General features: G+C 66.6%; 13 protein-coding genes. 7 read left to right on the plus strand and 6 right to left on the minus strand.

The annotated features are described in order from the left end of the window. Positions 1 to 90 precede the first annotated feature (90 nt). A complete protein-coding gene (locus AC1DXI_RS12420) occupies positions 91 to 2,505 on the plus strand; it encodes an ATP-binding cassette domain-containing protein (protein ID WP_476938876.1) in 2,415 nt (804 codons plus the stop codon). 35 nt (positions 2,506 to 2,540) lie between these two features. Further along, on the plus strand, positions 2,541 to 2,705 hold the full coding sequence (locus AC1DXI_RS12425; RefSeq protein WP_476938877.1) for a TetR/AcrR family transcriptional regulator: 165 nt from the start codon (positions 2,541 to 2,543) through the stop codon (positions 2,703 to 2,705). Between the two features lie 208 nt (positions 2,706 to 2,913). Here AC1DXI_RS12425 and AC1DXI_RS12430 read toward each other — a convergent pair whose 3' ends face one another. From AC1DXI_RS12430 to AC1DXI_RS12455, 6 genes are all read right to left on the minus strand, one after another. Further along, the gene (locus tag AC1DXI_RS12430; protein WP_476938878.1) at positions 2,914 to 4,668 is read right to left on the minus strand and encodes a CocE/NonD family hydrolase; all 1,755 of its coding nucleotides are present in this window, start codon (positions 4,666 to 4,668) and stop codon (positions 2,914 to 2,916) included. A gap of 18 nt (positions 4,669 to 4,686) precedes the next feature. Next, a complete protein-coding gene (locus tag AC1DXI_RS12435; RefSeq protein WP_476938879.1) occupies positions 4,687 to 5,628 on the minus strand; it encodes an MBL fold metallo-hydrolase in 942 nt (313 codons plus the stop codon). After that, a complete protein-coding gene (locus AC1DXI_RS12440; protein WP_476938880.1) occupies positions 5,625 to 6,557 on the minus strand; it encodes an alpha/beta hydrolase in 933 nt (310 codons plus the stop codon). Before AC1DXI_RS12440 ends, AC1DXI_RS12435 begins: the two co-directional genes overlap by 4 nt. Before the next feature lie 4 nt (positions 6,558 to 6,561). Then, positions 6,562 to 7,704, minus strand: a complete 1,143-nt coding sequence (locus tag AC1DXI_RS12445) for an FAD-dependent monooxygenase (protein WP_476938881.1) — start codon at positions 7,702 to 7,704, stop codon at positions 6,562 to 6,564. Positions 7,705 to 7,782: 78 nt separating this feature from the next. Then, positions 7,783 to 8,736 (minus strand): phosphotriesterase family protein, encoded by a 954-nt coding sequence (locus tag AC1DXI_RS12450; protein WP_476938882.1) that lies wholly within the window; start codon positions 8,734 to 8,736, stop codon positions 7,783 to 7,785. A 51-nt stretch (positions 8,737 to 8,787) separates the two neighbouring features. Beyond that, a complete protein-coding gene (locus AC1DXI_RS12455; RefSeq protein WP_476938883.1) occupies positions 8,788 to 9,798 on the minus strand; it encodes a phosphotriesterase family protein in 1,011 nt (336 codons plus the stop codon). A gap of 315 nt (positions 9,799 to 10,113) precedes the next feature. On the opposite strand from AC1DXI_RS12455, the gene AC1DXI_RS12460 reads away from it, so the two are divergent. From AC1DXI_RS12460 to AC1DXI_RS12480, 5 genes are read left to right on the plus strand one after another with little or no spacing between them, the layout of a single operon-like run. Continuing rightward, positions 10,114 to 11,835: an MFS transporter gene (locus AC1DXI_RS12460; protein ID WP_476938884.1), complete on the plus strand. Its 1,722-nt coding sequence runs from the start codon at positions 10,114 to 10,116 to the stop codon at positions 11,833 to 11,835. Positions 11,836 to 11,889: 54 nt separating this feature from the next. Then, the gene (locus AC1DXI_RS12465) at positions 11,890 to 13,062 is read left to right on the plus strand and encodes a cytochrome P450 (protein WP_476938885.1); all 1,173 of its coding nucleotides are present in this window, start codon (positions 11,890 to 11,892) and stop codon (positions 13,060 to 13,062) included. Continuing rightward, complete coding sequence (locus AC1DXI_RS12470) at positions 13,059 to 13,253, plus strand: ferredoxin (RefSeq protein WP_018772872.1); 195 nt, start codon at positions 13,059 to 13,061, stop codon at positions 13,251 to 13,253. Before AC1DXI_RS12465 ends, AC1DXI_RS12470 begins: the two co-directional genes overlap by 4 nt. Next, complete coding sequence (locus AC1DXI_RS12475; protein WP_476938886.1) at positions 13,250 to 14,494, plus strand: NAD(P)/FAD-dependent oxidoreductase; 1,245 nt, start codon at positions 13,250 to 13,252, stop codon at positions 14,492 to 14,494. The genes AC1DXI_RS12470 and AC1DXI_RS12475 overlap by 4 nt, the downstream gene beginning before the upstream one ends. 28 nt (positions 14,495 to 14,522) lie before the next feature. Further along, a complete protein-coding gene (locus tag AC1DXI_RS12480) occupies positions 14,523 to 15,137 on the plus strand; it encodes a TetR/AcrR family transcriptional regulator (protein ID WP_018772870.1) in 615 nt (204 codons plus the stop codon). Positions 15,138 to 15,159 lie beyond the last annotated feature (22 nt).

The raw sequence follows: 15,159 nt of genomic DNA on the forward strand, positions 1-15,159 counted from the left end.
CCGCCGGACCAGCTGCCAGCTGGTTAGATAGAGCCAGTCGACGACGACGGGGACCGTTTGGGGCTGCCCCGCCTTACAGATGGAGACACGATGAGCATTGCCACGAGCACGGACACGCAGTCGCCTGCGCTGCATGAAGCGGACAGCCACGATCTGATCCGCGTGCAGGGCGCACGGGAGAACAACCTCAAGGACATCAGCGTCGAGATCCCGAAGCGCCGCTTGACGGTGTTCACCGGTGTGTCCGGCTCCGGCAAGAGTTCGCTGGTGTTCGCCACCATCGCCGCTGAGTCGCAGCGGATGATCAACGAGACCTACAGCGCGTTTGTGCAGGGCTTCATGCCCAACCTGGCGCGGCCCGAGGTGGACCACCTCGAGGGGCTGACCACGGCGATCATCGTTGACCAGGAACGGATGGGCGCCAACCCCAGGTCCACGGTCGGCACCGCCACCGACGCGAACGCCATGCTCCGGATCCTCTTCAGCCGCCTGGGCGTGCCCCGCATCGGGCCACCTACCGCCTTCTCCTTCAACGTACCGACGCGCAAGGCGAGCGGCGTGATGAGTACCGAGAAAGCCGGCGGCCGGGTCGAGCGAAGCGTGGTGCGCGATGTGGTCTATCTGGGCGGCATGTGTGCGCGCTGCGAGGGCATGGGCTCGGTTTCCGACTTCGACCTCACCGCGTTGTACGACGACAGCAAGTCCCTCAGTGAGGGTGCGCTGACGATCCCCGGCTACAGCATGGACGGCTGGTACGGCCGGATCTTCAGCGGCGCCGGCTTCGACATGGACAAGCCGATCGCGAAGTTCACCAAGAAGGAAATGCACGACCTCCTCTACAAGGAGCCCACCAAGATCAAGGTCGAGGGCATCAATCTGACCTACGAGGGCGTGATCCCGAAGATCCAGAAGTCGATGCTGTCCAAGGACGTCGACGCCATGCAGCCGCATATCCGGGCCTTCGTGGAGCGCGCCATCACGTTCCAGACCTGCCCCGAGTGCGACGGCACCCGGCTGAGCCCGGAGGCCAGGTCAGCGAAGATCCACGGCAAGAACATCGCCGACCTGTGCGAGATGCAGATCAGCGACCTCGCCGCATGGATCCGCGAGCTCGACGAGCCTTCGGTCGCACCCCTGCTGAAAGGCCTGCAGCATCTGCTCGACTCGTTCGCCGAAATCGGGCTGGGTTACCTCTCGCTGGCCCGCCCGGCGGGCACCCTGTCCGGCGGAGAAGCCCAGCGCACCAAAATGATCCGGCACCTGGGCTCGTCCCTCACAGACATCACCTACGTCTTTGATGAGCCGACGATCGGCCTGCACCCGCATGACATCGAACGGATGAACCAGCTGCTGCTGCAGCTGCGGGACAAGGGCAACACCGTGCTCGTCGTCGAGCACAAGCCGGAAACCATCGCCATCGCCGACCACGTCATTGACCTTGGCCCCGGCGCCGGCACCGAGGGCGGCAGCGTCTGCTTCGAGGGAACGGTGGAGGGGTTGCGGGCCAGTGACACCATCACCGGCCGCCACCTCGATGACCGGGCCAAGGTCAAGGAATCGGTGCGAAAGCCCTCAGGCGCGATGGAGGTGCGGGGCGCGTCGACGCACAACCTCAAGGACGTCGACGTCGACGTTCCGCTCGGCGTGCTGTGCGTGGTCACAGGGGTCGCGGGTTCGGGCAAGAGCTCGCTGATCCAGGGCTCGGTGGCCGGCCGCGACGGTGTCGTGGTGATCGACCAGGGCGCCATCAAGGGATCCCGGCGCAGCAACCCTGCGACCTACACGGGCCTTCTCGAACCGATCCGCAAGGCGTTCGCCAAGGCCAACGGCGTCAAGCCGGCGCTGTTCAGCTCCAACTCAGAAGGTGCCTGCCCGACCTGCAACGGCGCGGGCGTCATCTTCACCGAACTCGGCGTTATGGCCACCGTCGAGTCCACCTGCGAGGACTGCGAGGGCAGGAGGTTCCAGGCGTCAGTCCTGGAATACAGGCTGGGCGGGCGCAACATCGCCGAAGTGCTGGCAATGTCCATGACCGAGGCCGAGGTGTTCTTCAGCGAAGGGGAGGCCCGCACCCCGGCGGCCCACAAGATCCTCGACCGGCTCGTCGACGTCGGGCTCGGCTACCTCACCCTCGGCCAGCCGCTCACCACGCTGTCCGGTGGCGAGCGGCAGCGCGTCAAGCTCGCCACCCAGATGGCGGAGAAGGGTGATGTCTACGTCCTTGACGAGCCCACTACCGGCCTGCACCTCGCCGACGTCCAGAACCTGCTGGGCCTCCTCGACCGCCTTGTGGACTCCGGCAAATCGGTCATCGTCATCGAGCACCACCAGGCGGTCATGGCGCATGCCGACTGGATCATCGACCTCGGTCCCGGCGCAGGGCACGACGGCGGCCGGATCGTTTTCGAGGGCACGCCCGGCAGCCTCGTCGCCGCCCGCTCCACCCTCACCGGCGAGCATCTGGCGGCCTATGTCGGTTCAGTGCCTGAACACAGCATCAAGTGAACGAGTGTGGTGAATCAGGGGACTAATCTGGGGACGTGGCAAGCATTCGGGACGCTCAAAAGCAGATGACCCGCCGGCTTTTTCTCGACAAAGGGCTGCAGCTTTTCGAGGAGAAGGGGTTCGCCGCCACCACAGTGGATGACATTTCCGCTGCCGTGGGCACCACCAGGGCAACCTTCTATGCGCATTTTCCGTTTTGACCCGCCCAGCCGCCGCGTCCGGTGCGCGCTGGCCTTCGGTGAGCTGGAGGTCTTTTCGCGGCGCTGGATGCGGCTCGGTTGGACCGTGGACCGCGACACTTGACTGGATCTGATGGTCGAGAACTGGTGTTTCCTGCTGGCTGAGTGAGCCGGCAACGCCAGGGCGCAGTCTGTTGGCTGCGCCCTGGCGTTCAGGAGCCCCACGGCATCAGTGCGCCTGGTCTTCCGCCGGCTGGCCCTCCGCCGGCTGGCGGGAGGTGAACGGCAGGACCAGCCTGGACTGGTGGGCGGCGTCGCGGTAGATCTTGTGGGTGACGGGCCGGCCCACCGGCAGGTGGAAGGCATCCGGCGGCAGCAGCGAATTGTGCTCGTCGGCGAGCGGCTCGCCGTTCGACAGCTCCACGGTTAGCTTGTGACCCGGCTTGAACGTGTTCGCGAACGGGTAGAGGCGCAGCACGTACTCTTCGATCGTTCCCGGTTCCACCGGCATGGAGCGGGTGTGCGGGTGGTACGGGTTGCCCTCGGTGGTCCGCCCGTCCAGCTCGCGGTGCGAGGCCTTGAGGTAGCCGCTGGTGATCAGCTGGCGCTTGCCGTTGGGAGCGTAGTCCCACAGGCGCAGGATGAAGTTCGTGTCCGGCTGGTCGATCTCCGCGAAGATGTGTGCGGCACCGGCGCCGATCAGCTCCGTGTCCTCCTCGAACGGCTCCGTGGACCAGCTCAGGATCTCCACCTTGTCCGTCACCGTCAGCGGAGCCTGGTAGAACCCGTCCGGGGCGGCGTACTCGGCCCCCATCAGCTCGGGCTCGGTCGACAGCTTGTGGCGCGGGCGCAGATAGAGGGACGTGTATTCGATGTCCTTCGGCGGCCACGCCTCCGCGGTCACCACCTCGCGGGAGCCCTCCACGAAGACACTCACGGCCGGCTCGTCCATGACGCCGTTGTCGATGCCCTTGATCCAGTAGTCGTACCACCGGAACATCTTGTCGTGCTCCTCGATGAAGGGGCGCGACTGCATCGGCGGGTAGGGGCCGATGTCCAGCTTCTTCGGGCCCTTCAGCTCCTTGAACAGCTCGATGGTGCCGTCCAGGGTCCAGCCGCGGCCCTGGTCCAGCTGCAGCCACACCGGGATATCGATGTTCGGGGCCAGCGTGACCGGGTTGCGCTCCTCGTACCAGTCCCCGTCGAGCTCGTTCATCACGATGTCGAACCAGGCCTCGTGGTTCTTCGGGTAGTTGAGGACATGGACCAGGTTCGGCCAGGCGGCGACGTCCGGGTCCGCAAGTCGCTTGGCGACGAGCTGCTTCAGCTCCTCCGGGGCGTACTTCTCGATCATGCGGGACTTGACGTTGTCGGTGAACGCCCAGCCGGAGTCGCCGCCGCGGCCCTCGCGGGCAGCGCGCGGCATGAACCACATGATGCCGCCATGGTAGGTGGTCTCGTAGAAGTCGTAGTGGCCGCCGGAGACAAAGATCGCCTTCAGGTGCGGCGGCCGCTCTGCGGCAGCCAGCACCTGCATGGAGCCGAAGTACGAGATGCCGACCATGCCGACGTTGCCGTCGCACCACGGCTGCTCGGCGACCCACTCGATGAAGTCGTAGGCGTCCTGGCCAAGCGACACGCCGCCGGCGTTGTAATTGCCGATATGTTCGCCGCCGGAGTGGCCCGAGCCGCGCAGGTCGCCGATGACGTGGACGTAGTCCTCCTTGACGATGCGGGCGATGTCGCCGGCCTCGATGCAGCCGTCCCACATCGGGCTGGGGCGCCGCTGTGGCGGGGTTGTGAGGGCCAGTGCTTGCAGTTCCTTGCCGTAAGGGCTCAGGGCCACCAGCGCGGGGCGCGGCTTGTCCTCGGTACCGTGATAGGCGTCCGCGGCGAGCTCGACGCCGTCCCGCATCGGGACCCGGAGGTCCTTGCGCACGGCGATCTTCTGCCCACCGGCGTCGATTGTCTGATACTCATTCATGATTGCGAGACTCCTCAGTTAAGACGTCTGGTTGAACTGCGTGAGATGGCCGTGCATCGTGGTGAAGAACGGGGACGGTTCCAGTGTGGGGTCCCCCGTGTAGCCGAGTTCTTCGGCCACCGGCGCGAAGGGGGAGTACACCGAATCGGACTCCCGCAGCCCCGCGCGAAGGTACCGGCGGGCGGCGTCGTCGATTCGGGCCTCGAGGTCCAGGCTTCCCTGCAGGGCATTCCGGGCCGCCTCACGGTCCAGTTCAACGCCGTACGGCACGCCGTCAGCACCCCGGTACGGGTGGCCCAGGTACAGGTGTTGCGGGCGGACGTCGTCGCGCAGGTACTGCAGGCTTGAGCGGTAGGCGGCCGGATCCTCGAAGCCGGGGAAGCCGTTGGCGGCCCCATGGATCTGCACGGCGTCGCCGACGAAGACCGACTGCTGGCCGTCAATGACGTAGGCGACGGACCCTGCCGTGTGGCCGGGGATGTGGTGGACCGTGACGGAAACGTCCCCGCCCAGGGAGAGGGTCTCGCCCCCCCGAACCAGCATGGTCGGCTCCATTTCGCCGGAGATGACATGGTTCGCTGCTTGTGTCTGCTCCTCGACGGCATGCGGATTGTAGATGTATTGCTGGCGCACGTCCATGTACTGGTCAACGTGCGCGCGCCGGGAGCGCAGCAGAGGTGCGTCGGCCTCGTGGATCACGACCTTCGCGCGCCGTCCGGTGAGCTCCCACAGGGCGCGTGCACCGCCGAGATGGTCGATGTGGCCGTGGGTCAGCAGGATCCAGCGGACGTCCTCGATCCGGCGGCCGATCGCCTCCAGTGCCGGCACCATGCCTTCGGCGGGCGAGGACGCGATTCCGGTGTCGACGATGGCGGGCTCGGGAGCGTCGATGAAGAAGCTGTAGAGTCCGAACCGGCCCCACGGCGAGACCAGGGGATGGACAGCGACTGGCTCCGTCATTGCCCGGCCCTCGCGTTCAGGAAGTCGCCTGTCTCCTCGAAGGCCCGGTAGAACTCCGGGATCCAGGAGAAGTGCTGGACAAAGCCGTGGTTGGCCCCCGCGTAGCGGCTGACCGAAGCGTCGACGCCGGCCTCCGCCAGTCGCTGGCCGTAGCGTTCGCCCTCATCGCGCAGGGGATCGTACTCGGCGGTGATGATGAGGGCCGCGGGCAGGCCTGCGAGGTCATCGCGCTTGATGGGGGAGACGAGTGGGTCCGCCGGGTCTGCACCGTTCTCAAGGTAGAAGGAGTTGAACGGTTTGAGGCCCGCCGTCTCCAGGCCGTATCCTTCGGCGTTCTCCCGCAGCGAGGCATAACGGTCGACGTCGAAGTCCAGGTCCAGGGACGGGTAGAAGAGGACCTGGTGCGTGATCCGGTCAAATCCGTCGTCGTGGGCTTTTGCGGCGACGGCGGCCGCGAAGTTGCCACCCGAACTGTCGCCGGCGATGGCGAGGTTCTTTCCGTCCCAGCCCAGGGTCGTACCCTGCTCGGCGGCCCAACGGACCACCCCGTAGCAGTCGTCGAGGCCGGCAGGGAAAGCAGCCTCAGGCGCCAGGCGGTAGCCCACCGAGATGACCTTGTAGCCGGTCTCCTTGGCCAGGGCCCGCGCGACGTGGTCGTGGGTGTCCAGACTGCCGAGGAAGAACGCCCCGCCGTGCAGGTACACCAGAAGCCCATACGCGTCAGCCACGGCCGCCGTGTAGATCCGTACGGGCACCTCGCCCGACGGCGTCACCGCAGTGGCGTCCTCGACAGAGTACAGCGGCAGGCGCTCCTCCAGTGGGGGAACCTGCGCGGCCTCGCCGGCGCGCATGGCCCCGGGGTTCAGCGGCGAACCGTCGGGGGCCGGCAGGGTGCTGAGGATCTTGGCGATTTCGGGATGGATGGTCATGGGATCAGGCTTTCGACTGTGCTGGTGCGTTGACGGTGGCGGGCTCCTGGGACGTGGGCTTTTGTCCCGGGAAGACATCATTGACCTCGTCCTCGGTCCACCCCTGACGCGAGATGCGCTGCAGCTCGTCCGTTACCGGCTTGCGGGTTGCCTGGAACAGGGCCAGTGCATCCTTGACCGAGCCGGCCTCCGCCAGGGCATCGGCGAGCGCGCCGGCATCCTCGATGGCCGAGTTGGCGCCCTGGCCCTGGTGGTGCAGCATCGAGTGGGCCGCATCGCCCATGAGCACGACGGAGTCCGTGTGCCAGGTATCAACCGGGTCGATGTCGTAAACGGCGCGGATGTTCACGGTGTCCATGTCGAGGCCGCGGGCGATGTTGACGATCCGCTCGTCGAAGCACTCCACCGTCGCCACGAGGTCGTCCTTCGTGATCGTGGGGGCCCAGGTGCTGTCCGGGCACAGTGCGGTGATGTCGAAGGACATCTGGTTGCGGTGGCGCAGCGGCAACAGGTAGACCTTCGTGCCCCGGCCCATGTACATCCGCAGGTTGTCGTCCACCACCATGCCGTGGGCGTCGTCGGCGGAGATCACTGCGCGGTAGGCGTGTTCGCCGGAAAACACCGGGCCCTTGTTGCTGAAGAGCTGCTCGCGCACCACGGACTTGATGCCGTCGGCGCCCACCACCAGGTCGGCCTCGACCGTCTTGCCGTTGGTGAACGTCAGGACGGAGCGGCCGCCTTTGTCCTCGATGGTCTCCAGCTTGTGGCCAAGGTGCACCATGCCCTCCGGCAGCACGCTCAGGAGGGCCTCGATGAAGTCGCCGCGGTGGATGAGGTGGGTCTGGGTCTGCTCGCGGAACTCCGGCCAGGTGTCCTTCATGATCGGGTCACCCGTGGCGCTGAGGATTTCGAAGTAGTCGCTCGGCGAGCTTACTTTCGCGATCGTGTCGAAGATGCCCCACTGGCTGAACCGGTGCATGGTGGCGGGGCGCAGCCCGATGCCGGCGCCGACCTCCCTCATCTGGGATGCCTGTTCGTACACGGTGACGTCGGCACCGAGCAGGCTCAGGGCCTTGGCCGCCGCTGCGCCGCCGTACCCCGCGCCGACGATGGCGATGGTGAGGTTCTTGATGTCTTCAGCCTTCATGGTTCATCTCTTTCTTGACTCTTTCTGGGCCCGGGCCATGTCTGGGGGAGCGGGCAAGCTGTGGTGGACTGTCCGGGATCAGGCGTGAAGCGACAGAAAATCGGCCGGGTTGTCCTCGAGCAGGAGTTTGAGGGTGGTGTCGTCGATGCCGGCCGCGCGCATGTCGGGGATCATGTCCTCGAAGATGTAGTTGATGGTGTGGCCCTTCACGCCCGGCCAGCCCAGCGGGCTGCAGTTCGCGTCGGCCGAGACGAGGAGCTTGTCCGCATAGCCCTTGTTCACCAGGTTGACGAAGTGCTGCATGCGTTCGGCGCGTTTGCGGCCCCAAAACGGCGGATCCGGCAGCTCGAGGTCGTAGCCGAAGGTGTCGAAGCCGATGCGGCCGCCCTGCTCGTAGATCCAATCGTGCGGGGTGATCGGAGCGTTCAGGCCGTCGTCGGCGTGGCCGAAGAGCACGCGGTCCAGCCCGAGGCCCTCTTCGTTGAAGATGGTCACCGCCGGTTCGGGGTCGATGGCCAGGTGGGTCAGGATGGGTGCTCCGGTGACGACGGCGGCGCGGGCCGCGGCCCGGTAAATGCGCTTGTCCAGGTCCGTCATGCGTCCGCCGCGGCTCACGCCGACCTTGATGACGCCTGCCTTGGCGCCCGTGTTGCCGATGCCGACGGTGATCTCGTGGATGAACACCTTCGTGAGGTAGTCCACGGTGGCGCGGGAGAAGTGCGGCAGGGCGGTGTCGCCGCCGACGAAGCCGGTGCAGGCAACGATGTGCACGCCCGTCTTCTGCGACAGGGACTTGTAGTAGTCGACGTCGCGGCCGTTGCAGATGCCCGTGGCGTCCACGAAGGTTCCGCCGCCGTATTCGCGGAACTTCCGCAGCTTTGGCACGGTTTCCTCGTAAGCCTGCTCCGGCGACTTCCACCACTTGGTGTCCAGTTCGGACCCGGGCATGCCGTAGCCGATGTGTTCGTGGACCGCCACGATTTCCAGTTCTTCGGCCGGGATGGTTCCCAGCACGGTGTTGACCTTGGTCATTCGTTCACCTCAGGGGTTCGAAAAGCTTGATGTGTGTGGGCCGACGCGTGCCTAGCGCACGGCCAGCAGATTGCGCGGGTTGTCCACGAGGATGCGCCGGGCGTCTTCTTCGCTCAGGCCGTGGGCCTTGAGGAACGGCACGAACGTCGTCAGGACGTGGCTGTAGGGCAGGTTGTACTCCGGCAGGCCCTTGGCAACGCCGATCGAGTTGCCCGACAGGATGATCCTGTCGGCATGGCCGGCCTTGACGAGCCCGAGCACCAGTTCGGCGCGATCGTGGTCGGTGAGGTAGTCCGGGTGGTCGTTCAGGCCCACGTGGTCGATGCCGACGAAGGCTCCCCGGCCGGCCACCGCGATGGCGGAGCCGGCGGCGTCCTTGCGGTCAAGGTCGCCGACGATCACCCGGTCGGCTCCGATCTGCTCGTCCAGGACGATGTCCAGATCGTGCAGGGCATCGGCGCCGAAGCGGATGGAGACCGGGACGCCGGTGTTCCTGGCGGCGCGGGCGGAGCCGCGGAACAAGCTTTCCTCAGTCGGGGTCATGCCGGCACGGTCGGCAACGGTCGCAACGATGCCGGCGGCGGCGCGGCGCTCGACCCGGGGAACCACCATCCCCTCAGTAACCTCCCTGCCGAAGAGATCGCCGAACTTTTCGGCCGGCCACGGGGTGGGCGGGTTGGTCTGCGGCGTCAGGAAGTATCCGCCGAGTTCTTCCTCCGGGCCCAGGCCCGTGGAGGCGACGATGTGGACGCCGGTGGAGCGGGACAACGCCTCGTAGAGCTTGAGGTCGCGGCCGTGGAACATGCCGGTGCTGTCGACGATCGTCTGGCCGCCGTGCGCGCGGAAGTCCCTGAGCTTGGCCGCCAGGGCCTCGAAGATCTCCGCCCGGTCCATGGAGATGTCCGGTGCGTACTGGGCGCCCGGGACCACCGACAGCAAGGCCTCATGGAGCGCGACAACGCCCAGTTCCGAGGCGGGGACGGGACCCAATACCGTATTGACGGTTTGCCCGGCGGAGGCGTGGAACGCGCCACCGCTATCGACGGGTGTGGTGTGACTCACTTGGCTTCTCCCTTGAAGATCGGGTGCTGAATGCAGGGGCGCCGCGGTGTCTGACCGTGCCGTAGCCCCGTTGCGGTGTAGTCAGCATCACATCATTCTTTACATCGTGTCAAGAAACTAGTCGAGGCGTAAGCACGGCAAGATTCGGAGTGTTCATGAAACCAACGTTTAGTAAATGTTCTTGACATCCTGTAAACCTTGACACCAAACTGTGGGGAGCGCCACATCCACCTCCGCCTGCCGGCTCTTGCTCCGGTAGGGCACTAGCCCTGGCGCTTCACCGGAGAATCGACCGGAAACAAAGGAGTTTCATCGATGAGTCAGACAATTTCGGTACCGAGCCGCAGCTCGGTTCGAGCCACCTTCATAGCCGCTTACAGCGCCGTCACGCTGGCCCAAATCACCAATGCACTGCCGGGCGCCCTCAACGGCACCTTTGCCGTGGAATTCCACACCTCGGGTGCGGGCCTGACCTGGATCGCAGGCATGTTCATGATGGGCATCGTGGTGTTTGAGCTCAGCTGGGGGCTCCTGGGCGACCTGTTCGGACGCAAGAAGCTGCTCTACGCGGGCGCTGTGGTCAGCGTCGTCGGCTCCGTGCTGGCAGCGCTGGCGTCCACCACCGAGATGATGATCGCGGCGCAGGCGGTGGGCGGCATCGGGGCGGGCATACTCTTCCCCATTTCGCTGTCCATGATCGCGGCCATCACCCCGGACCATCGCGCCCGGGCGAAGGTTATCGCCACCTGGGCGGGGTTTCTGTCCCTTGGTGCAGTGATCTCACCAATGCTGGCAGGCCTGACCGCACAAGCCTTCACCGTGGCGGGTCCCGCGGCGGGCGCGCCCAACGCCTTCAGTGGGTGGCGCGTTGCCTATTACATTGCCGCCGCGATCGCCGTCGCCGTCCTCATCGTCGCTGTCCGGGCGCAGGACTCCGCAGCAGCCGACGGACGCAAGTTGGACATCCCGGGCCAGATCACGCTCGCGCTTGGCCTGATCGCTGTCCTCTTCGCCACCGTGCAGGCGGTCGACGCCGGCTTCGGCAGCACCGAGGTGATCGCAAGCTACATCGCGGGCGGCATCCTCCTGGTCGCCTTCGTCATCATCGAAACACGCACCCGGCAGCCACTCATTCACCTGTCGCTGTTCAAGAACAGCGCCTACTCGATCACGGGTGTTGTTGCCGTCACCGGCATGTTCGCTTTCCTCGCGGTCTGCTACAGCACCAGCGTCGCCGTCGGCGGACTTGCCCTCGCCGAAGCCTGGAAGGTCGGCGTGCTGTTCGTCTTCATCCAGGGCCCGGCCTTCGCCTTCATCCCGGTGGTGGGCTGGCTCATCCACCATGTGGCCCCGCGCTGGGTGCTTACCGCGGGCTTCGCATTCATGGCCGTCTCCGCCTACTGGCTCACGACGTTCTCCCTGGGCACGCCGGAAGCCTTCGGCGGAACTCCCTGGACGGCCTTCATTCCGCCGCTCCTGCTGTTGGGCATCGGGTTCGCGCTCACGGTCGGCTCCATCACTGCCGTGGCCATCAACACCGTGCAGCCGCAGCACATCGGCATGGCCTCTGCCACGACCAACCTCCTGCGCGACCTCGGGTTCGCCCTGGGCCCTGTCATCGGCTCAGCCATCGCGTTCGGAGTCGGCGCCACCGTCTTCGCGGGACCCCTCGCAGGGATCCTCGGCGGGGCAGGGCTGCCGGCCGACGCCGTCGCAGGACTCTCGAACGTGCCGCCATTGGGTTACCTCTCAGGCTGGGATGGCGTCATTGCGCAGTTCTCCGGCCAGGCAACGGCCAGCGGCGCACCGGCCCAGGCCGTCGAAGGCATGGTCAAGGCCCTGACTTCCGCGCAGCAGCAGATCCAGGGCGTGGCCGGGACCTCCCTTGGCCAGGGCTTCCAGGCCGTGTACCTCGCCGCGGGCATCGCGGCGACCCTCTCCGCCATTCTTACCCTCTTCATCTCCGCACGTTCCTCGGCACCTACGCCGGACGCCATCGCGGAAACCACTGAAGCCAATGCCGAAGCGATCGTCTAAGCCAGACGGCCTCCGGCCCCGGGCCGACCATCTACCATCCACAAGGAGAACACCGTGACTGCACCCACCGAATCCGGCATCGACATCTGGGACGACGACGTCCTGGTCGACCCCTACCCCACCTACGCCGCGCTCCGCGAGCAGGCCGCAGTGGTCCACCTCCCCAAGAACGACCTCGACGTCCTGACACGCTACGACGTCATCCGCGACGCGCTCGGCGATCCGGAGACCTTCTCGTCCACCAGCATCGGCTTCAACCCCATGGTGAACGAGGCCCTGCAGGGCACCTCCCTCGCCTCCGACCCGCCCATTCACACGCAGCTCCGCGCCACGCTGTCACAGAACCTCACCCCCCGGGCGCTCCGCGGCCTGAAAGTAGTCATCGACGAAAAGGCGGACAAGCTCGTCGCCGAGCTCGCCGCCAGCGGCAGCTTCGAGGCCATCGATTCCCTGGCCCGGGCCTTCCCGATCGAAATCGTTGCCGACCTCATTGGCTTCAGCGGCCACGTCAAGGACAACATGCTGCGCTGGGGCCAGGCCGCGATGCAGGTCATCGGCCCGCTGAACCAGCGCACCCAGGAGAGCTTCCCGATCGCCGGCGAGCTCTACGGCTGGTGCTCGTCGGTCACCGCAGAAGACCTCACACCCGGCTCAATCGGCCGAGGTATTTTCGATGCCGAGACACGCGGCGACATTCCCCAGGGCTCTGCGGGGCACATCATCCACCAATACCTGGGAGCGGGCGTTGATACGACAATCGCGTCAATCGGGAACATCATTGCGCTGTTCGGCCGCCACCCGGAGCAGTTCGAACTGGTCCGGAAGAACCCGGAACTGGTCCCCGCAGCGTTCGCCGAAGTGCTGCGCTACTGGGCCCCGGTCCACATCTGGGGCCGCAAGGCAATGCGCGACGTGGAGATCGAGGGCGTCACGATTCCCGCGGGTGCCCAGGTGGGCATCCTCTTTGGCGCCGGCAACCGCGACCCGCGGCACTACGAGGATCCCGACACCTTCGACGTGATGCGGAACCCGGTGGACCACCTGTCCTTCGGCTACGGACCGCACGGCTGCGCCGGCCAGGGCCTGGCGAAACTGGAAGCGCATGCGATCATTGAGGCGCTTGCCCGCAGGGTGAAAACGCTGACGATCTCCGACGAGGTCCGGGAGCCGAGCAACATCACGCGAAGCCTCGAATCGCTCCAGGTCGCCAAGGTGGTGGCAGCATGAGGATCCACCTCGACCGGCCGCGCTGCGAGGGGCACGGCCTCTGCGAAGAAGCCGCGCCCCGGCTGATGCACCTCGACGATGACGGCGAGCTGGTACTCGACGTCCCGGACGTGGAAGGGGCTGACCTGGACGCCGCGAAGGCGGCGGTAAGGGTCTGCCCGGTTGCCGCACTGCGACTGGCCGCGGCATGACGATGCGAAAAATCGTGGTGGTCGGCAACGGCATCGCCGGACTCACGGCCTGCGACTCGCTGCGCTCGGCCGGCTTCGACGGTGAGCTCACTGTTGTGGGCGCGGAGCGCCACCAGCCCTACAGCCGGCCGGCCCTCTCCAAGGCGCTGCTGCACGCTGTCGAGGAGAACAGCGCCGACGGGAACGGTGACGGCGGACTCCAAGCGCATGTGCTCCCCGAGCCGACCCACGAAGCAACGGAGCTGCTCGGAGTCAGCGCCACGGGCCTGGACGTCGAGGCCCGGATTGTGCGCCTGGACGGGGGAGGGGAGCTGGCGTATGACGGCCTCGTCATCGCTTCGGGTTCCCGGGCAAAGCGACTCGATGCGGGTGCGCGAAAGACGCAAAAGAAGGGATCAGCGCCACCGCAACAGGACGGCCACCTCCGGGAACTCACCCTGCGCACCATCGAGGATGCGATCCTTCTTAAGGAACGCGTCGCGTCGCGCCCCTCGGTTATCGTGATCGGCGGCGGAGCACTGGGCATGGAGGTAGCGTCCGGTTGCGTGCACGTGGGCTGCGAGGTCACCCTCGTCGCCGACGTCAAGCCCCTGGCGCGTCAGCTCGGCGACCATCTGGCGGACATCTTCACCTCGGCCGCCATCCGGCGCGGACTGCGGGTGGTTGGCGGCGGGAAGGCCAGACTTGTCGAACACGGTGCCGGGGTGAAGGTGGTCCTGGCCAACGGCACCGAGCTGGAGGCTGATCTGGTGGTCACCGCCATCGGCGATGAGCCGAACACCGGCTGGCTCGCTGGCTCGAACCTCCTCATCGACGGACAGCTGCGGGTCGATTCGCGCGGCAGGCTCCGGCCGGACATCGTCGCCGCCGGCGACGTGGCGTCCTTCCCGACCCGCCGCGGGGTGGAACGGGTGCCCCTGTGGACCAGCGCCGTCGACCAGGCCAAGATCGCCGGCGTCGGTCTGCTCAGGGGTGACGCGGCGCCCGAGTTCGATTTCCAGCCGTACTTCTGGACGGAGGCATTCGGCCTCTCGCTCAAGTCGGTGGGCTTCGCGCCGGCCCTCGGGGCTCCCGACTACCGCGAGCCCGGCGGGGGTGCGGACTCGATGCTGCTTCGCTGGGACAACGCGGACGGTTCCGGCACCGCCGCGGCGATCAACTACCGGATCCCCGTCCCCAAGCTGCGCCGGTTGGCCGACGCCGGTCCGGCCGCGCTGCGTGCGGCGCACGCTCGCGCCTGACGCCGCGCAACACCGTTAGGATTGATCCATGTCGTCGTTGCGAGAAGCCCAGAAGCAGCTGACCCGCGACGTGATCGTCGAACGGGCGCTGGAACTCTTCACCGAGAAGGGCTACGCCGCTACGACGATCGATGAGATCGCCGCTGCGGCCGGTACCACCCGGGTGACTTTTTACGCCTACTACCCCACGCGCAGCGACCTGATGCGGGACTTCATGGCGCGCGTCAATGCCGTGCTGGACCGCGCGGACGGCCCCGACCGGGGATCGACGGCGGCCGACCTCGTCGACGTCGTCCGCGCAGGCGAGCTGCCGGGCATCCTGGCCTGGCTGGAGTCGCGGGCGGCGCTCTGGCCGGTTTTCCGCCCATACCTCGACGTGCTCGAGGAGGCCGCCGCCGTCGATCGCGAGGTGCGCGCCTTGGTCGAGGGATGGCATGAGGAGGTCATCTCCGACCTCGTGCGCGGAATGGAGCTGGCAGGGCGCTTCTCGGAGGAGACGCACCACATTCGCGGCACCCTTGCCTTCACCTCGCTCGACTACGTGGCCACGCTCTGGACACGACGGAAGTTTGAACCAAACCGCGAACACGCCCTCGAGGTGCTCGCCGACAACTGGTACCACCTGCTCTGCGACGAAGGCTAAGCCCGCCGTCGCAGAACGGACG

This window comes from Arthrobacter sp. P1_H7, from assembly GCF_056405215.1.

Excerpts from the sequence above, each read along its gene's own strand:
- AC1DXI_RS12420 (WP_476938876.1), top strand. The coding sequence starts at position 91 with ATGAGCATTGCCACGAGCACGGACACGCAGTCGCCTGCGCTGCATGAA.
- AC1DXI_RS12430 (WP_476938878.1), bottom strand. The coding sequence starts at position 4,668 with ATGAATGAGTATCAGACAATCGACGCCGGTGGGCAGAAGATCGCCGTG.
- AC1DXI_RS12435 (WP_476938879.1), bottom strand. The coding sequence starts at position 5,628 with ATGACGGAGCCAGTCGCTGTCCATCCCCTGGTCTCGCCGTGGGGCCGG.
- AC1DXI_RS12440 (WP_476938880.1), bottom strand. The coding sequence starts at position 6,557 with ATGACCATCCATCCCGAAATCGCCAAGATCCTCAGCACCCTGCCGGCC.
- AC1DXI_RS12445 (WP_476938881.1), bottom strand. The coding sequence starts at position 7,704 with ATGAAGGCTGAAGACATCAAGAACCTCACCATCGCCATCGTCGGCGCG.
- AC1DXI_RS12450 (WP_476938882.1), bottom strand. The coding sequence starts at position 8,736 with ATGACCAAGGTCAACACCGTGCTGGGAACCATCCCGGCCGAAGAACTG.
- AC1DXI_RS12460 (WP_476938884.1), top strand. The coding sequence starts at position 10,114 with ATGAGTCAGACAATTTCGGTACCGAGCCGCAGCTCGGTTCGAGCCACC.
- AC1DXI_RS12470 (WP_018772872.1), top strand. The coding sequence starts at position 13,059 with ATGAGGATCCACCTCGACCGGCCGCGCTGCGAGGGGCACGGCCTCTGC.
- AC1DXI_RS12475 (WP_476938886.1), top strand. The coding sequence starts at position 13,250 with ATGACGATGCGAAAAATCGTGGTGGTCGGCAACGGCATCGCCGGACTC.
- AC1DXI_RS12480 (WP_018772870.1), top strand. The coding sequence starts at position 14,523 with ATGTCGTCGTTGCGAGAAGCCCAGAAGCAGCTGACCCGCGACGTGATC.